The sequence below is a fragment of the Streptomyces sp. NPDC053431 genome, from assembly GCF_044544925.1.
Lineage (GTDB): Bacteria > Actinomycetota > Actinomycetes > Streptomycetales > Streptomycetaceae > Streptomyces.
Genome location: NZ_JBITXX010000001.1, coordinates 692,648 through 708,320 on the forward strand (window position 1 = coordinate 692,648; position 15,673 = coordinate 708,320).

General features: G+C 73.3%; 15 protein-coding genes and 1 riboswitch. Of the genes, 7 read left to right on the forward strand and 8 right to left on the reverse strand.

Going from position 1 to position 15,673, the window contains the following annotated elements:
* Positions 1-65: 65 nt before the first annotated feature.
* From ACIGXE_RS03010 to ACIGXE_RS03040, 7 genes are all read right to left on the reverse strand, one after another.
* Positions 66-467 (reverse strand): transglycosylase SLT domain-containing protein, encoded by a 402-nt coding sequence (locus ACIGXE_RS03010; protein WP_399742084.1) that lies wholly within the window; start codon positions 465-467, stop codon positions 66-68.
* A gap of 287 nt (positions 468-754) precedes the next feature.
* Complete coding sequence (locus ACIGXE_RS03015) at positions 755-1,618, reverse strand: ECF transporter S component (RefSeq protein ID WP_399742087.1); 864 nt, start codon at positions 1,616-1,618, stop codon at positions 755-757.
* Positions 1,615-3,372: an ABC transporter ATP-binding protein gene (locus tag ACIGXE_RS03020; RefSeq protein WP_399742089.1), complete on the reverse strand. Its 1,758-nt coding sequence runs from the start codon at positions 3,370-3,372 to the stop codon at positions 1,615-1,617. Before ACIGXE_RS03020 ends, ACIGXE_RS03015 begins: the two co-directional genes overlap by 4 nt.
* Positions 3,369-4,496, reverse strand: a complete 1,128-nt coding sequence (locus ACIGXE_RS03025) for an energy-coupling factor transporter transmembrane component T (RefSeq protein WP_399742092.1) — start codon at positions 4,494-4,496, stop codon at positions 3,369-3,371. Before ACIGXE_RS03025 ends, ACIGXE_RS03020 begins: the two co-directional genes overlap by 4 nt.
* Before the next feature lie 182 nt (positions 4,497-4,678).
* Entirely contained in the window at positions 4,679-5,395 is a 717-nt protein-coding gene (locus tag ACIGXE_RS03030) for an SCO2322 family protein (protein WP_399742095.1), read from the reverse strand.
* Between the two features lie 101 nt (positions 5,396-5,496).
* The gene (locus ACIGXE_RS03035) at positions 5,497-6,753 is read right to left on the reverse strand and encodes a prenyltransferase/squalene oxidase repeat-containing protein (protein ID WP_399743715.1); all 1,257 of its coding nucleotides are present in this window, start codon (positions 6,751-6,753) and stop codon (positions 5,497-5,499) included.
* A 98-nt stretch (positions 6,754-6,851) separates the two neighbouring features.
* A riboswitch (cobalamin riboswitch) is annotated at positions 6,852-6,924 on the reverse strand.
* A gap of 111 nt (positions 6,925-7,035) precedes the next feature.
* Entirely contained in the window at positions 7,036-8,127 is a 1,092-nt protein-coding gene (locus tag ACIGXE_RS03040) for an MBL fold metallo-hydrolase (protein ID WP_399742097.1), read from the reverse strand.
* 230 nt (positions 8,128-8,357) lie between these two features.
* Between ACIGXE_RS03040 and ACIGXE_RS03045 the strand changes: the two genes are divergently transcribed.
* From ACIGXE_RS03045 to ACIGXE_RS03060, 4 genes are all read left to right on the forward strand, one after another.
* Positions 8,358-8,843 (forward strand): hypothetical protein, encoded by a 486-nt coding sequence (locus ACIGXE_RS03045; RefSeq protein WP_399742100.1) that lies wholly within the window; start codon positions 8,358-8,360, stop codon positions 8,841-8,843.
* 146 nt (positions 8,844-8,989) lie between these two features.
* A complete protein-coding gene (locus tag ACIGXE_RS03050; protein WP_399742103.1) occupies positions 8,990-10,459 on the forward strand; it encodes an aldehyde dehydrogenase in 1,470 nt (489 codons plus the stop codon).
* Positions 10,459-10,695 carry a ferredoxin gene (locus tag ACIGXE_RS03055; protein ID WP_399742106.1) on the forward strand — a complete coding sequence of 79 codons (237 nt, stop codon included), beginning with the start codon at positions 10,459-10,461 and terminating at the stop codon, positions 10,693-10,695. The genes ACIGXE_RS03050 and ACIGXE_RS03055 overlap by 1 nt, the downstream gene beginning before the upstream one ends.
* A gap of 183 nt (positions 10,696-10,878) precedes the next feature.
* The gene (locus tag ACIGXE_RS03060) at positions 10,879-11,421 is read left to right on the forward strand and encodes a hypothetical protein (RefSeq protein WP_399742109.1); all 543 of its coding nucleotides are present in this window, start codon (positions 10,879-10,881) and stop codon (positions 11,419-11,421) included.
* Positions 11,422-11,423: 2 nt separating this feature from the next.
* Here the strand turns inward: ACIGXE_RS03060 and ACIGXE_RS03065 are convergent, their stop codons facing one another.
* Positions 11,424-12,056 carry a TetR family transcriptional regulator gene (locus ACIGXE_RS03065; protein ID WP_399742112.1) on the reverse strand — a complete coding sequence of 211 codons (633 nt, stop codon included), beginning with the start codon at positions 12,054-12,056 and terminating at the stop codon, positions 11,424-11,426.
* 227 nt (positions 12,057-12,283) lie between these two features.
* On the opposite strand from ACIGXE_RS03065, the gene ACIGXE_RS03070 reads away from it, so the two are divergent.
* The 3 genes from ACIGXE_RS03070 to ACIGXE_RS03080 all read left to right on the forward strand — a co-directional run bounded on the left by ACIGXE_RS03070 (position 12,284) and on the right by ACIGXE_RS03080 (position 15,580).
* Positions 12,284-13,636 carry a glycosyltransferase family 4 protein gene (locus tag ACIGXE_RS03070; protein ID WP_399742114.1) on the forward strand — a complete coding sequence of 451 codons (1,353 nt, stop codon included), beginning with the start codon at positions 12,284-12,286 and terminating at the stop codon, positions 13,634-13,636.
* 136 nt (positions 13,637-13,772) lie between these two features.
* Entirely contained in the window at positions 13,773-14,507 is a 735-nt protein-coding gene (locus ACIGXE_RS03075; RefSeq protein WP_399742117.1) for a class I SAM-dependent methyltransferase, read from the forward strand.
* Between the two features lie 14 nt (positions 14,508-14,521).
* Positions 14,522-15,580, forward strand: coding sequence for a prenyltransferase (locus tag ACIGXE_RS03080; RefSeq protein ID WP_399743717.1), 1,059 nt, complete (start codon positions 14,522-14,524; stop codon positions 15,578-15,580).
* Positions 15,581-15,673: the final 93 nt, after the last annotated feature.

Here is a 15,673-nt window from a genome sequence, read left to right on the forward strand (position 1 = left end):
AGGGCGGGGCCTTGCGACGTCTGCCTGTGCGCGGTGCGCGGTCCGGCCCGGCGGCCAGGTTCGGCTTAGTACCAGCCGTGGGTCTGCCAGAAGGCCCAGGCGGCGTTCGGGGAGCCGTAGCGCTCGTTCATGTACTTGAGACCCCACTTGATCTGCGTGGCGGGGTTCGTCTTCCAGTCGGCACCGGCCGAAGCCATCTTCGAGCCCGGGAGGGCCTGGACGAGGCCGTAGGCGCCGCTGGAGGAGTTGGTGGCGGTGTGGTTCCAGCCGGACTCGTGCTCGACGATCTTGCTGAAGGCCGCGAACTGCGACGGCGGGACGATCTGGCGGGCGATCTCCTGCTCCGTGGCGGCCGAGGCCGTACCCGTCGTGCCGAGCACCGCGCCGGACGCGCCGAGGAGGACGGCGGCGGAGACGGCGAAGGTCTTCTTGCGGGAGTTGACACGAGTGGCGATCGAGCGGAACAAAACGTCATACCTAACGTCGGGGACTGGGGTCGCGCCGGGCGTTTTCGGCATGCCGGAACCAGGGCCCGGGAGTCCCGGGAACTGGGGGGAACCGGCCTGCCGTGGTGCTTCGCTGAGCACCGGCTGCCTGGCGACGTCCACCAGAGAAACAGGCCCGGACCGGCGATGCAACGACCCCCTGTACGAGGAGGCTTCGGACACCGGCCGGAGGTCCCGGCCCCGGTCCCGCCCCCTTTTCCGCAGGTCAAGTCGGTGTATGGGGTGATTTGACCGGCTTGCCGGGTCTCCTATTTCCCTTCGTACGTGACGTGGGTCCTATGAGGGGCCTCACCCTGGAGGGCCCTCTCGGAGGCCTGGAATGTGACCTGGGCCTCGAAGTTCGCGCGTCGGGTGGCCCGCCGGAGCGCCTTCAGGAGGGCGCCGCCGACGGTCAGGGTGAGGACGACGGTGAGGACGGCGCGGCCCAGGTCCCAGCCGAGGGAGGTGGCGGCCACGAAGGCCAGGAAGCGGACCAGGTTCTCGTGCGCCGGCTCACCCGGCCGGAAGGAGATCCCCTGTCCGATGCCACCGACGGTGACCCAGCCGTAGAGGTTGGTGACCGTGCCGTACGCGAACGCCGCCACGAAGCCGTACGCGGACAGCATCAGCCGCTCGGCCCGGCCCCGGACGCCCGCCGGCAGGAGGCCGGCGCCCATCGCGAACCAGCCCATCGCCAGCATCTGCGTAGGCATCCACGGCCCCACCCCGCCGGTGAGCAGGGCGGACGCGAACATCGTCACCGCGCCGAGCACGAAGCCGAAGCCCGGTCCGAGCACCCGCCCGCTCAGCACCATCAGGAAGAACATCGGCTCCAGGCCGGCCGTCCCGGCCCCCAGCGGCCGCAGGGCCGCCCCCACGGCGGCCAGCACCCCCAGCATCGCGACCGCCTTCGCGTCCATGCCGCAGTCGGCGATCGTCGCCACGACGACGGCGATGAGGAGGGGCAGGAGGAGGGCGAAGAACCACGGCGCGTCGGCGGCGTGGTCGGTCAGCGCGGAACCGGCGTCGGCGAACAGCGGCCAGCCGATGGCGACCAGCCCGACGACGGAGACGAGGACGAGCGCGGCGACGGAGCGCGGCCCGAGCCGGATCGGCCTGCCGACCGCCGTCACGACGCACCCCCTTCCGCCGCCGTCTCCGCCGCCTTCCCCACTGCCTTCTCCACCTGCTCGACGGTGAGCCAGGGCTCCGGGGCGAGGACCTTCGCCACCTGAGGGGAGAACGCCGGGGAGGACACGACCACCTCGGCCGTCGGACCGTCCGCGACGACCTCACCCCCCGCGACGATCACCACACGGTGCGCGAGCTCCGCCGCCAGCTCCACGTCGTGCGTGGCGAGCACGACGGCGTGCCCGTCGGCGGCGAGCCCGCGCAGGTGGGCGACCAGGCGGGCCTTCGCCGCGTAGTCGAGACCGCGGGTCGGCTCGTCGAGCAGCAGCAGCGGCGGGCGGGCGGTCAGGACCACGGCGAGCGCGAGGGTGAGCCGCTGTCCCTCGGACAGGTCGCGGGGATGCGTCCCGTCCGCGACCCCCGGCAGCAGCTCCGACACCAGCGCCCGGCAGCTCCCCGGCTCGGCCCCGGCGTCCGCGTCCGCCGCGGCGCACTCGGCCGCCACGGTGTCCGCGTACAGCAGGTCCCGCGGCTCCTGCGGCACGAGCCCGACCTGCCGGATGAGCATCCGCGGATCCGTGTCGTGCGGGACCAGTCCCGCGACGCGCACGGTGCCGGCCGTCGGCGGGATCATGCCGACCAGCGTGCCGAGCAGCGTCGACTTGCCGGCCCCGTTCCGCCCCATGAGCGCGACCGTCTCCCCGGCCTCGACGCGCAGGTCGACGCCCCGCAGCGCCTCCACGCGGCCACGCCGGACGGCGAGACGGTCGGCGTGGACGAGGGGTGCGGTGGCGGACGAGGCCCTCTCGCCGCCACGCCGCCCCCGGAAGAGGAACCTCCCCTTGCCCCGCTCCTTCGGATCGGTCCGTCCGGCGTCGGAGGGGACGGCCGCGGGCGCCGTGGGCCGGTCGAGGTCAGAGGCGGAGTCCCCGCGCGGTGCCCGGCCGGCCGACCCCGCCAGTCGCTCCTTCAGCGGGCCCGCCGCGCGGCGGGCGTCGCGGACGGTCAGGGGAAGGGGGTGCCAGCCCGCCAGTCGGCCGAGGGCGACGACCGGGGGGTGCACGGGGGAGGCGGCCATCATGTCGGCGGGCGGGCCCATCGTCGCCTCCGGCAGGAGGAGGACCTGGTCCGCGTACTGGACCACCCGCTCCAGGCGGTGCTCCGCCATGAGGACCGTCGTGCCGAGGTCGTGGACCAGACGCTGCAGGACGGCCAGGACGTCCTCCGCGGCCGAGGGGTCGAGCGCCGACGTGGGCTCGTCCAGGACGAGGACCCTGGGGTGCGGCGTGAGCACCGAGCCGATCGCGACGCGCTGCTGCTGGCCGCCGGAGAGCGTCGCGATCGGACGGTCGCGCAGTTCGGCGAGGCCGAGGAGGTCCAGCGTCTCCTCGACCCGGCGGCGCATCACGGACGGCGCGAGCCCCAGCGACTCCATGCCGTAGGCGAGCTCGTCCTCGACCGTGTCCGTGACGAAGTGGGCCGCCGGGTCCTGGCCCACCGTGCCGACGACGTCGGCGAGTTCGCGCGGCGGGTGGCTGCGCGTGTCCCGCCCGTCGACCGTGACCCGGCCCCGCAGGGTGCCGCCGGTGAAGTGCGGGACCAGCCCGGACACGGCACCGAGCAGGGTCGACTTGCCGACCCCGGACGGCCCGACGAGCAGCACCAGCTCGCCCTCGGGCACGGTCAGGTCGACGTCCTTCAGCGTGGGCTCGGCCTCGCCGTCGTAGGTCACCGACACGTTCTCGAAGCGGATCACGGGCGCGGACTCTCCTCGGGTACGGGGGCCACGAAGGCCGGCAGCAGGCCCAGCAGCACGGACACCGCCGGCCACACCGGCAGCGCGGGCGCCTCCAGGGGGACGACTCCGGGGTGCATCACCCCCGGTACGGACGCGCCCGTCAGGATCACCAGGACGGCCACCGCGACACCCGAAGCGGCGACCAGCCAGGCCCGTACCCCCCACCGGTCGGGCCGGTAGCGGGTACGGACCGTGCGCCGGCCGCCGAGCCGCAGCCCGGCGACGGCCGCGAGAAGCCCGGCCGCCAGCAGCGGGAGCCCGTAGCCCGCGCCCTCCGCGGCGAGCAGCCCGTACGAGCCGGCGCACACACCGAGCAGCCCTCCGAGCGTCAGGACGTTCGTCGTCCGCCGTACCGCGGGCGGCACCTGTGCCGTGCGGCCGTAACCGCGCGCGTCCATCGACGCCGCCACCGCCACCGAACGCTCCAGCGCTCCCTCCAGCACCGGCAGGCCGATCTGCAGCAGCGCGCGCACCCCGCCCGTGGGACGCCCGCGGAGCCGGCGGGCGGTGCGCAGGCGCACCACGTCGGCGACCAGGTTCGGCGCGAAGGTCATCGCGACGACGACCGCCACCCCCGCCTCGTACAGCGCGCCCGGCAGCGACTTGAGCAGCCGGGCCGGGTTGGCGAGCGCGTTCGCCGCGCCCACGCAGATGAGGAGCGCGGCCAGCTTCAGTCCGTCGTAGAGGGCGAAGACCAGCTGCTCGGCGCTGACCCGGCCGCCGATCCGGACGCCCTGCATCCAGTCGGGCAGGGGCACTTCGGGCAGCGTGAAGAGCACGTGGAAGCCGGGGATCGGCGAGCCGAGGAGCAGGGAGAACACCATGCGCAGCGCGACGACGAACAGCCCGAGCTTCACGAAGGCGCCGTACGAGCGGGCCCAGGGCGCATCCGTCCGGCGGGCCGCGACGACGTAGCCCGCGACGCCCACGATCAGGCCGAGGAGCAGCGGATTGGTGGTCCGGGAAGCGGCCACGGCCAGGCCCAGCGCCCAGAGCCACCAGGCTCCCGGGTGCAGGGCGTTGGAACGGCTCGCTTCGGGCGCGCGAAGGCGGGAGAGGGGGCGAACGGGCCCCGGGGACACGGCGGGGCGAGCGGGGTCCGGGGACTCGCCGGGGCGACCGGCCCTCGGGGACGTGATGCGGCGGGACGGCTCCGGGGTCGGTCGGTCCTCCGGGGTAGCCCGGTGGTCCGTGGCCGACCGGTGTTCCGCGGTCGCTCGGTCCTCCGCGGCCGGTCGGTCCGGGGTCGGTCGGGCCTCCGGTGTCATCCGCGACGGCGGCGGGCCCGCACGACGCCCGCCGTGCCGAGGAGGAGCACCGCGGCGCCGCCCGCGACGAGGCCCACGGACGGGCCGCCCGAACCGGAGCCGGAGTTCGAGCCGGAGTCGGACGCGGTCCCGGCCACGGTTCCGGTTCCCTTGCCCGTCCCGGTCTCCGACCCCGTGGGCGTACCGGAAGCGGTCGCCGACGGCCGCGCCGTACCGCTCGGCTGCTCCGCCGGCAGGGCGACCTGCTCGCCGCAGCCCTTCGCCGGGTAGCCCGCGATCCCGCACAGCAGCGCGTTGCTGTCGTAGCGCAGCGGCTTGGCGACCGCCGCCAGGGCCTCCGCGGCGGTGGCGTCCTCGCGGACCTCGGGGCAGCCGACCTCGAGGACCGGCTTCGGCGGGGTCTCGCCGGGCGGGGCGTCGGCCGGGACGCCGAAGTCGACGACGACCGCGACCCGCTTCCGCCCGTCCTTCTTCGCCACGCCCGAGCAGACCGTCGCGAAGTCCGGTGCCGCGGACGGTTGGCTCGCGTCGCCGGAGTCCTTGCTGACCGAGAAGCGGAAGCCGATGACGTCGCCGTCGGCGGGCCGGGCGGTCGCCGGGCCCTGGGTGGCGTACCCCCACTCCTTGCCCTGGTTCTCCCAGAAGGACCAGTACCGATAGCCGGCTGCCTCGGCCGGCGCCGCCACGGCGAGCGTCAGGAACGCGGCGCCCACGCCCGCGACGAGCCTGCCCGGCGTGCGCCTGCCCTGAGCGCGCCCGCCCGGCGTGCGCCCGTCCGGACCGCGCCCGCCCGGCGCCGGCTTGCGCAGCGGGTTCACTTCTTGCGGCCGCTCAGGAGGAAGCCGATGCCGACGCCGACGACCATGCCGATGCCGATGATCCACCACACGTCGAAGCCGGACTCGTCGTCGGCGCCGGCGGAGGCCTGCGAGTTGTCGGGGGCCTTGGGGGCGGGGCCGGTGGCGTTCAGCTGCTCCAGGAGGTCGGCCTTGCCGAAGCTGCGGGGGTCGGTGTCCATGGCGTGCGCGGCGAACACCAGCTGCGCGTAGGCGGCCGGGCCGCTCGTCTTCGCCCAGGTGGCGGAGTTGTTCTCCAGCCAGGTGAGCGCCCCGGTGGCCTCCTTCTTCGCCCCGGCGGCGGCCAGCGCCACGACCGCGTCGGCGGTGTTGCCGTAGTCGGGCAGCTCGGCGGTCTCGGTGGAGCCCGGCATCGGGGGGACGTTCAGGTGACCGGTCCTGGCGAGCTGCGCCGCGAGGTAGGAGGCGCCGTTGAGGGCGGCCCGCTCGGCGGTCGGCCTGGGCAGGTCGGTGCAGACCGGCGGCTGCTCGGGCTGCGCGCCGCGGGCGGTGATGCCCTTGCCGAGCCCGGCGAGGGTCGCGGCGGCGGTGGCGTCGGCGTTCGCGAGGAGCTTGCCGGTCTTGTCGGGCTGGTAGGCGAAGGCGCCGGCGCCGCCGTCCTTGACGGTGGGTCCGGTGCAGGGCAGGGCGAAGGTGAGCAGGGCGTCGTACGGCGTCTTGCCGCCGGCGGACGTCACGGTGCCGGGCCGGACGCCGGCGGAGGCGAAGGAGCCGACCACGATCGAGGTGGAGTTCGCGTCGCTGGGGCCGCCGGGGACGTAGCTCCAGCCGCCGTCCTTGTTCTGGACGCTCTTCAGCCAGTCGGCGCCCGCCTTGGCGGCCTTCTCGGTCCGGGCCGGGTCGGCGGACTGGCGCTTCACCGCGATGAGCGCCTGCACGGCGACGGCGGTGGCGTTGCTGTCGAGCATCGTCCTGGCGTCACAGGCCTTGGCCGGGTCGGGGCGGTACGAGGCGAAGGCGCCGTTCGCGCACTGCTGACCGAGCAGCCAGTCGACGGCCTGGTCGGCGGGCTGGATGCCGGAGCCGCGCTGGGCGAGGAAGGCCATCGACTGGCGCCAGACGCCGTCGTACGTCGGGTCGGTGGTGCCGTAGAGCCCGGCCGGGATCTTGACGGGCGAGGGGGTCGGCGAGGGCGCGGCGGCGGCCACTCCGGCGGCGGTGGTGCTGAGCACGGCACCGGCCGCGAGTGCGGCGGCGGCGCGGCGAACGCTGATCATGGGTCCCTCTCCTGCGGGCACCGGACACCGGCACCCCGGGGGGCCAGCCTCCGGCGCCGTATTCCTCGACGGTGCCGGCGCTCACGTCCCGTACCGGGCATTCCGGCTCCATGCCCGCGGGCATGTCACGGCTGCGGGTCAGCGCCGGAATTCCACCGGCTTCCCCCTGTACGGGCATGACGACGACCGCCGAGTCTACCGGCCGGTCTTCCGCCGCTCCCGGAGCCGTACGTCACACCGCGAGGGCGTCGGCGCGGGGCGGTCCGGCGGGAGGCGGGGTCAGACCGCCACGTACGCCACCGGCTCCGTCCCCGCCACCGGCTCCGCGCGGCCCAGCTTCACCAGGCGGCGGACGTGCGCCTCCGCCTCGCTGACGGCGATGTTGCGGGAGCCGTGCGGGATGCGGTCCCAGGGGCGGTTCCACTCCATCCGTTCGGCGAGCTGCCACGGGGTGAGCGGGTTCGCGAGGAGCGCGAGGAGGCCGGCGAGGCGCTCCTCGTGGTGGGCCAGGAGCTCGCGGACCCGGCCGGCCGCGTCCGCGAAGGCGTGCTGGTGGGCGGGGAGGACCTCGGCGACGCCGAGCCGGCCGATGCGTTCGAGGGAGTCGAGGTAGTCGCCGAGCGGGTCGGCGGCGGATGGGGGTCCCCCCTGCTCGAACGGAGTGGAGAGCTCGGGGGAGTCGTCGGGGTCCTCGTACAGGCCGATGTGGGGGCTGATCCCGGGCAGCAGGTGGTCGCCGGAGAAGAGCCGGCCGTGGCCGGGCAGCCCGGCCGGGTGGGCCTCCTCCAGGTGGAGGCAGACGTGGCCGGGGGTGTGACCGGGGGTCCATACGGCGCGCAGGCGGCGGCCGGCCAGGTCGAGGAGCTCGCCGGGGACGATCTCGCGGTCGGGCAGCGCGGAGCGCAGTCCGGGCAGGGTCCGCATCCGCCCGCCGGCGGCGCGGGCGGCGAGCAGCGGGGCGGTGTGCTCCTCGGGGGCGCCGACGGCGGCGAGTTTGCGGGCCAGGTAGTCGAGCCAGGTGCCGGGCTCGGCGTCACGGGTGCGGCGGACGACGGCGATGTCGGCGGCGTGCATGGCGATCCAGGCGCCGGACTCCTCCCGGACCCGGCCGGAGAGACCGTGGTGGTCGGGGTGGTGGTGGGTGACGACGACGCCGTGGACGTCCCGTACGCCGATGCCCAACACGTCGAGCCCGCCCACGAGTTCCGTCCAGGACTCGGGATCGTCCCAGCCGGTGTCGACGAGCACGGGGCCGCGGTCGGTGTCGACGACGTGGACCAGGGTGTGGCCGAGGGGGTTGTCCGGGATGGGCACCCTCAGGGACCAGACGCCTCCGCCGTGGTCGGTCACCGTGTCGGTCAGCTGCGCCATGAGCGTCCTCATCCCTGCGTACCGGTACGGCCGTCGCCCACTATAACGAGAACTGACGATCCGTCAGAGAGTCTGGTCACCCGTCACCGGGAGTGATGCTCTCCGCGCCCGAATGTCGTAATTTGCGCATAATCGCTTACGTGGCGTGACATGAATGTCGTGCGGCCGCTCCCATCGGGTGCGTCGCCGCATCCCTGTCCGTTGCACCCGTTCACACCAGCGGAGATTTCATGCGTCGTGCTTTCGCCACCGCGCTCATGACGGCGGCGGTCACCGTCGCCGGCATGTCGACGGCCGTGGCTCAAAGCCCTCACTTCATCGGCGAGGTCACCTGTACCAAGTCCCTCACCGCCGGCCTCAGCTGCAGCGGCAAGGCGGCCGGCCTGGGCAACAGTCCGACCGGCGCCTTCCTCACGGCGGACTCGGTCGACGCCGAGTACGTGTGCGTCAACCGGGGTGGCAACGTCGCGCCCGGTCAGGGCACCGAGACCCAGAACGTGGTGGGTCCGACCAGGACGATCCAGCCCCGTAACGGCCAGATCACCTTCACCGGCGTGTCGCTCCCGCCGCCCGACACCCCGTCGGCCAGGGAGGTGTGCCCCAACGGCAACTGGCGGGTGCACCTGCTCCACCTGACGTACACCAACGTCGTCCTGCACATCCAGCAGAACGGCGAGGACATCCTGACCCGGGAGCTCGGCACCCTGGACCCGTGATCCTCCGGTGACGCGCCGGAAGGCCTCCCCGTTCGGGGAGGCCTTCCGGCCGTTCCGGCCCTGGCGCCCCGGAACTAGAACTGGTATCAGTTCTGTCAGTTCTGAAACACAGTCAGATGCTGCGTGGTTCCGGGAGGCAGTCGGTCATGACCGAGCTTGTGGAGCACGGAAAACTGTTCATCGGCGGCACGTTGACCGACCCGCTCGGCAGCGGCGTCATCGAGGTGGTCTCCCCGCACACCGAGGAGGTCATCGGCCGGGTCCCGCACGCCGCCGAGGGCGACGTCGACCGGGCCGTCGCCGCCGCCCGGCGGGCCTTCGACGAGGGTCCCTGGCCGCGCATGACGCTGGAGCAGCGGATCGAGGTCGTCGGCCGGATCAAGGACGCCGTCGCCGTCCGGCACGAGGAGATCGCCCGTTCCATCAGCTCCCAGAACGGCTCGCCCTACTCCTGGTCGGTCCTCGCCCAGGCGCTCGGCGCGATGATGGTCTGGGACGCGGCGATCACCGTCGCCCGGGAGTACGCGTACGAGGAGCGGCGCCAGGGCGTGCTCGGCCCGCTGCTCGTGCGGCGCGAGCCGGTCGGGGTCGTGGCGGCCGTCGTGCCGTGGAACGTGCCGCAGTTCACCGCCGCCGCCAAGCTCGGACCCGCGCTGCTGGCCGGCTGCACGGTGATCCTCAAGCCCTCGCCGGAGTCGCCGCTCGACTCGTACATCCTCGGCGAGATCGCGGCCGAGGCCGGGCTGCCGGAGGGTGTGCTGTCGATCCTGCCCGCCGACCGGGAGGTCAGCGAGTACCTGGTCGGGCACCCCGGGGTCGACAAGGTCTCCTTCACCGGCTCGGTCGGCGCCGGCAAGCGCGTCATGGAGGTCGCGTCCCGCAACCTCACCCGGGTCACCCTCGAACTCGGCGGCAAGTCCGCCGCCGTGATCCTGCCCGACGCCGACCTGGACGCGACCGTCGCCGGGATCGTCCCCGCCGCCTGGATGAACAACGGGCAGGCCTGCGTCGCCCAGACCCGCATCCTCGCGCCGCGCTCCCGTTACGAGGAGATCGCCGAGGCCTTCGCGGCGGCGGCCGGCGCGCTCGTGGTCGGCGACCCGCTCGACCCGGCCACCCAGGTCGGCCCGCTGGTCGCCCGGCGCCAGCAGCAGCGCTCCCTCGACTACATCGGCATCGGCCAGGCCGAGGGTGCCAAGGTCCTCACCGGCGGCGGCCGCCCGGCGGGCCTGGACCGCGGCTGGTACGTCGAGCCGACCCTCTTCGGCGGTGTCGACAACTCGATGCGGATAGCCCAGGAGGAGATCTTCGGCCCGGTCATCTGCCTCCTCCCGTACGGGGACGAGGCCGAGGCCCTGCGGATCGCCAACGACTCCGACTACGGCCTCTCCGGCAGCGTCTGGACCGGCGACGTCGAGCACGGCGTCGACTTCGCCCGCGGCGTGCGCACCGGCACCTTCAACGTCAACACCTTCAGTCTCGACATGCTCGGCCCCTTCGGCGGCTACAAGAACTCCGGCGTGGGACGGGAGTTCGGACCCGAGGGCCTCTCCGAGTACCTGGAGCACAAGATGATCCACCTGCCGGCCGGTTACGAGGGGCCGGGGGGCCGGTGATGGGGGACCGCTGGCACGTGGAGGTCGACCGGAGCGTCTGCATCGGCTCCGGCATGTGCGTGAACCACGCCCCCGACGGCTTCCGCCTGGACACGGCCCGTCAGTCCCATCCGCGCGAAGCCGAGTCGGACGCCAACGAGCGCGTCCTCGCGGCGGCGGAGGGCTGCCCGGTGGAGGCGATCTCGATCGCCCTGGCGGCGGGCGGCGAGCCGGTGTTTCCTCCCGAGGACCCGTGACGGGGTGAGACGGTCCTTCCTTGGTCACGGGGGGTGATCCGACTCCCCGTGCCAGGAGGGGGATCGCTGTGCGCGAGGCCGCCGCACCGAGCGGCCGTGTACGGAGGCTTCGTTCCCTTATGCAAAACTACTCCCTTGATCACGGGGGCAAGAGGCCTTCGTGCGCGCTGAATTGGGAGAGTTGTGCGCAAGGCGATGGGGCGGGTGGCCGTGGCCGCCGGTGTGGTGTTGCTGGTCGCGGGTTGTGGGAGCGACGGCGGTTCTGACAAGGGCGGTTCGGCCGCCACGACCGGCGGCTCGGCGTCGGCGGGCTCGGCCGGCGGCGCGGAGGCGGGCGGCGAGGACCTCACCGCCGACGCCGTGAAGACGGAGATCGAGACCGCGGCGACCGGCGCCGGCTTCGTCCAGGACGCCACCGGCGACCCGGTGCCGGCCGGCCTGGAGACCTGCATGGTCTCGTGGACCGCCGACGCCGAGAAGGCCGCCGACCCGAAGAAGTCCTACACGGACACGGTCGGCGCCCTCGGCAAGGGCGGCTGGAAGACCGGCCGGACCTTCTCGCAGAGCGGCTCGACGATCCAGACCCTCACCAAGGGCACCTGGCAGCTGAAGGCCAGCGACCACAGCATGGGCATGCTGAAGATGGTGATGTTCATCGCCAGCGACACCACGCCCGAGTGCGAGGCGCTGTTCAAGGCGGACCTGGAGAAGAACAAGAAGTCGTGACCTCAGCCGCGTCCGGCCCCCGCGCCGGGCGCGGCGGCCGGGGCGGTCAGCTCGATCAGCCGGCAGACCGTCTCGATGTCGATCTTCACCTGTGCGATCGAGGCCCGGCCGGACAGCCAGGTGATCAGCGCCGAGTGCCACGTGTGCTCGATCACCCGTACCGCCGACAGCTGCTCCGGCGTCGGATGCTCCGCCCCCATCGCGTCCAGGATGATCGCGGTGGTCAGCCGGGACACCGTGTCCACCTCGGGACTCACGCTGCGGTCCGCGAAGGTCAGCGCGCGCACCATCGCGTCCGCGAGCTGCGGCTCCCGCTGCAGCGCCCGGAAGGCCCGCATGAGCGTCTCCGCCACCCGCTCCGCCGGGTCCGCACCGGCCGGCGGGCGCTTGCGCAGCGTCGTGTGCATGTGCTGGAGCTGGTCCTGCATGGTGGCGACCAGCAGATGGATCTTGGACGGGAAATAGCGGTAGAGCGTGCCGAGCGCCACCCCGGCCGCCTCGGCGACCTCCCGCATCTGTACGGCGTCGAATCCGCCGCGCCCGGCGAGCTGCGCACTGGCGTGCAGGATGCGCCGGCGGCGCGCCTCCTGGCGCTCCGTCAGGGGCGGTGACGCAGGTCTGTCTTCCGCGGTCATGAGGTCCCGTTCCGTGCGGTGGCGGAGCGACAGTATGGCGGGGCCCCCGCCGTGGCGCGAATCACCTGTTCCGGATCTCGCGGCGGAGCTACCTGCCGGTAGATTCTGTGCTCCTCAAGGATCAAGAGCATGGTCAAGAAGATCATGAACGATCAAGTCTGTAACTTGTTCTAGATTAGCGCGGGCGGTTACGCTCGCGCGAAAAGCACGCTCGAAGGGGGTCGCAATTGACCGCGGAGGCCATAGAGGCAAGCCCCCGACAGGGTGCCGGCCCAGGCGGTGACCGTCCGTTGCGGATCGCTCTCCTCACGTACAAGGGGAACCCGTTCTGCGGCGGTCAGGGCGTCTATGTCCGCCACCTCTCGCGTGAGCTCGCGCGCCTCGGCCACACCGTCGAGGTCATCGGCTCCCAGCCGTACCCCGTCCTCGACGAGGTCGTCGACGGCACGGCCCTGGCGGGCCTCTCGCTCACCGAGATCGCCAGCCTCGACCTCTACCGGCAGCCCGACCCCTTCCGCACGCCGGGGCGTGAGGAGTACCGGGACTGGATCGACGCCCTCGAGGTCGCCACCATGTGGACCGGCGGCTTCCCCGAGCCGCTCACCTTCTCGCTCCGGGCCCGGCGCATGCTCGCCGCCCGCCGCGGCGACTTCGACGTCGTCCACGACAACCAGACCCTCGGCTACGGGCTCCTCGGCGGCCCCCGCGCGATCGGCGCCCCGCTGGTCACCACGATCCACCACCCCATCACCGTCGACCGGCAGCTCGAACTCGACGCCGCCACCGACTGGAAGCGCCGCGCGTCCGTCCGCCGCTGGTACGCCTTCACCCGGATGCAGAAGCGGGTCGCGCGCCGGCTGCCGTCCGTCCTCACCGTCTCCGGCACCTCCCGGGCGGAGATCGTCGAGCACCTCGGCGTCCGCGAGGACCGCATCCGGGTCGTCCACATCGGCGCCGACACCGACCTGTGGTCCCCGGACCCGTCCGTCGCCGAGGTCCCCGGCCGGATCGTCACCACCTCCAGCGCCGACGTCCCGCTCAAGGGCCTGGTCTTCCTGATCGAGGCGCTCGCCAAGCTCCGCACCGAGCACCCCGACGCGCACCTCGTCGTCGTCGGCAAGCGCGCCGAGGACGGGCCGGTCGCCCAGGCCATCGAGCGGTACGGGCTCGAGGGCGCCGTGCGGTTCGTCAAGGGCGTCTCGGACGCCGAGCTCGTCGACCTCTACCGGTCGGCCCAGGTCGCCTGCGTCCCCTCCCTGTACGAGGGGTTCTCGCTGCCCGCCGCCGAGGGAATGGCCACCGGCACGCCGCTGGTCGCCACCACCGGCGGGGCCATCCCGGAGGTCGCCGGGCCCGACGGCGAGACGTGTCTGGCGGTGCCCACGGGCGACGCGGGTGCGCTCGCCGTGGCCCTCGGCCGGGTCCTCGGGGACCCGGAGCTGCGCGCCCGGCTCGGCGCGGCCGGCCGTCAGCGGGTGCTGGCCAACTTCACCTGGGCGCGCGCCGCCCAGGGCACCGCCGAGCTCTACCGCGAGGCGCTCGCCAGGCAGGGCGCCGGGGTGCGCGGGGGCGCTCGGTGACACTTCGCCCGGTTCGCCCGGCGCGGCCCGGTGGGTGGGTTGTGCCCACCCGTTCCGCTTGGGGGCACCTCCCGGACGACGTCTGGGGGAGGAACGACTGCCCACGCCCCTTCCTCAACCCCGAAAGGCAGACCCCGTGCTGACCGTCGACTTCACCCGCTTCCCGCTCGCCCCCGGCGACCGCGTGCTCGATCTGGGCTGTGGCGGGGGCCGGCACGCCTTCGAGTGCTACCGGCGCGGCGCCCAGGTCGTCGCCCTCGACCAGAACGGCGAGGAGATCCGCGAGGTCGCCAAGTGGTTCGCCGCCATGAAGGAGGCCGGTGAGGCGCCGGCCGGCGCCACCGCCACCGCCATGGAGGGCGACGCGCTCAACCTGCCGTTCCCCGACGAGTCCTTCGACGTCGTGATCATCTCCGAGGTCATGGAGCACATCCCGGACGACAAGGGCGTGCTCGCCGAGATGGTCCGGGTCCTGAAGCCGGGCGGCCGCATCGCCGTCACCGTCCCGCGCTACGGCCCCGAGAAGATCTGCTGGGCGCTCTCCGACGAGTACCACGAGGTCGAGGGCGGCCACATCCGCATCTACAAGGCCGACGAGCTCCTCGCCAAGATGCGCGGGGCCGGCCTCAAGCCGTACGGCACCCACCACGCGCACGCGCTGCACGCCCCCTACTGGTGGCTCAAGTGCGCCTTCGGCGTGGACAACGACAAGGCGCTGCCGGTCCGCGCGTACCACAAGCTGCTGGTCTGGGACATCATGAAGAAGCCCGCCGTGACCCGGGTCGCCGAGCAGCTGCTCAACCCGGTCGTCGGCAAGAGCTTCGTCGCCTACGCGACCAAGCCCCACCTGCCGAAGGCCGACGCCCAGTGACCTCTCCCGAGCGGATGGCGGAACACCTCGTCCTGCCGGGGGTCCTGACCGCCGAGGAGGCCGCCGCCACCGTCGCAGGCATCCTCGCCGTCCAGCGCGAGGACGGCGCCATACCCTGGTTCCGCGGCCACCACCTCGACCCGTGGGACCACACCGAGGCCGCCATGGCGCTCGACACCGCGGGCGAGCACGAGGCCGCGGCCCGGGCGTACGCGTGGCTGGCCCGGCACCAGAACGGCGACGGCTCCTGGTACGCGGCCTACCACGACGGCGAGCCCGGGAACGTCACCGACCGCGGCCTGGAGTCCAACTTCGTCGCGTACATCGCCGTCGGGGTCTGGCACCACTACCTGTCCACCGGCGACGACGCCTTCCTCGACCGGATGTGGCCCGTCGTCTACGCGGCCGTCGAGTTCGTCCTCGGCCTCCAGGAGCCCGGCGGCCAGATCGGCTGGAAGCGCGAGGCCGACGGCACCCCTGTCCGCGACGCGCTGCTGACCGGCAGCTCCTCCATCCACCAGGCGCTGCGCTGCGCCCTCGCCATCGCCGAGGAACGCGAGGAGCCGCAGCCCGACTGGGAGCTGGCGGCCGGTGCGCTCGGCCACGCGATCCGCAGCCACCCCGAGCGCTTCCTCGACAAGTCCCGCTACTCCATGGACTGGTACTACCCGGTCCTCGGCGGCGCGGTCACCGGGGCCCAGGCCAAGGCCCGCATCGAGGAGAAGTGGGACGACTTCGTGGTCCCCGGCCTCGGCGTGCGCTGCGTGCTGCCCAACCCCTGGGTCACCGGCGGCGAGAGCTGCGAGCTCGCGCTCACCCTGTGGGCGATGGGCGAGTCGGACCGGGCCCTGGAGATCCTCACGTCCGTCCGGCACCTGCGGGCCGGGAACGGGAACTACTGGACCGGTTACGTCTTCGAGGGCAACAAGGCCGTCTGGCCCGAGGAGCAGACCACCTGGACCGCCGGCTCGCTGCTGCTCGCGGTGGCGGCGCTCGGCGGCGACGAGGCGACGGTCGCGGTCTTCGGCGGCGAACGTCTGCCGCGCGGCCTGGACCCGGACTGCTGCGGCTGAACGCCGTTCCGTCCGTGTCCCGGCCGGGCTCCGGCCGCCTCTCTGCGTGCCCCATGCACGTAAAAGCGGTTGATCAGCCCGCTCTAGGATGTG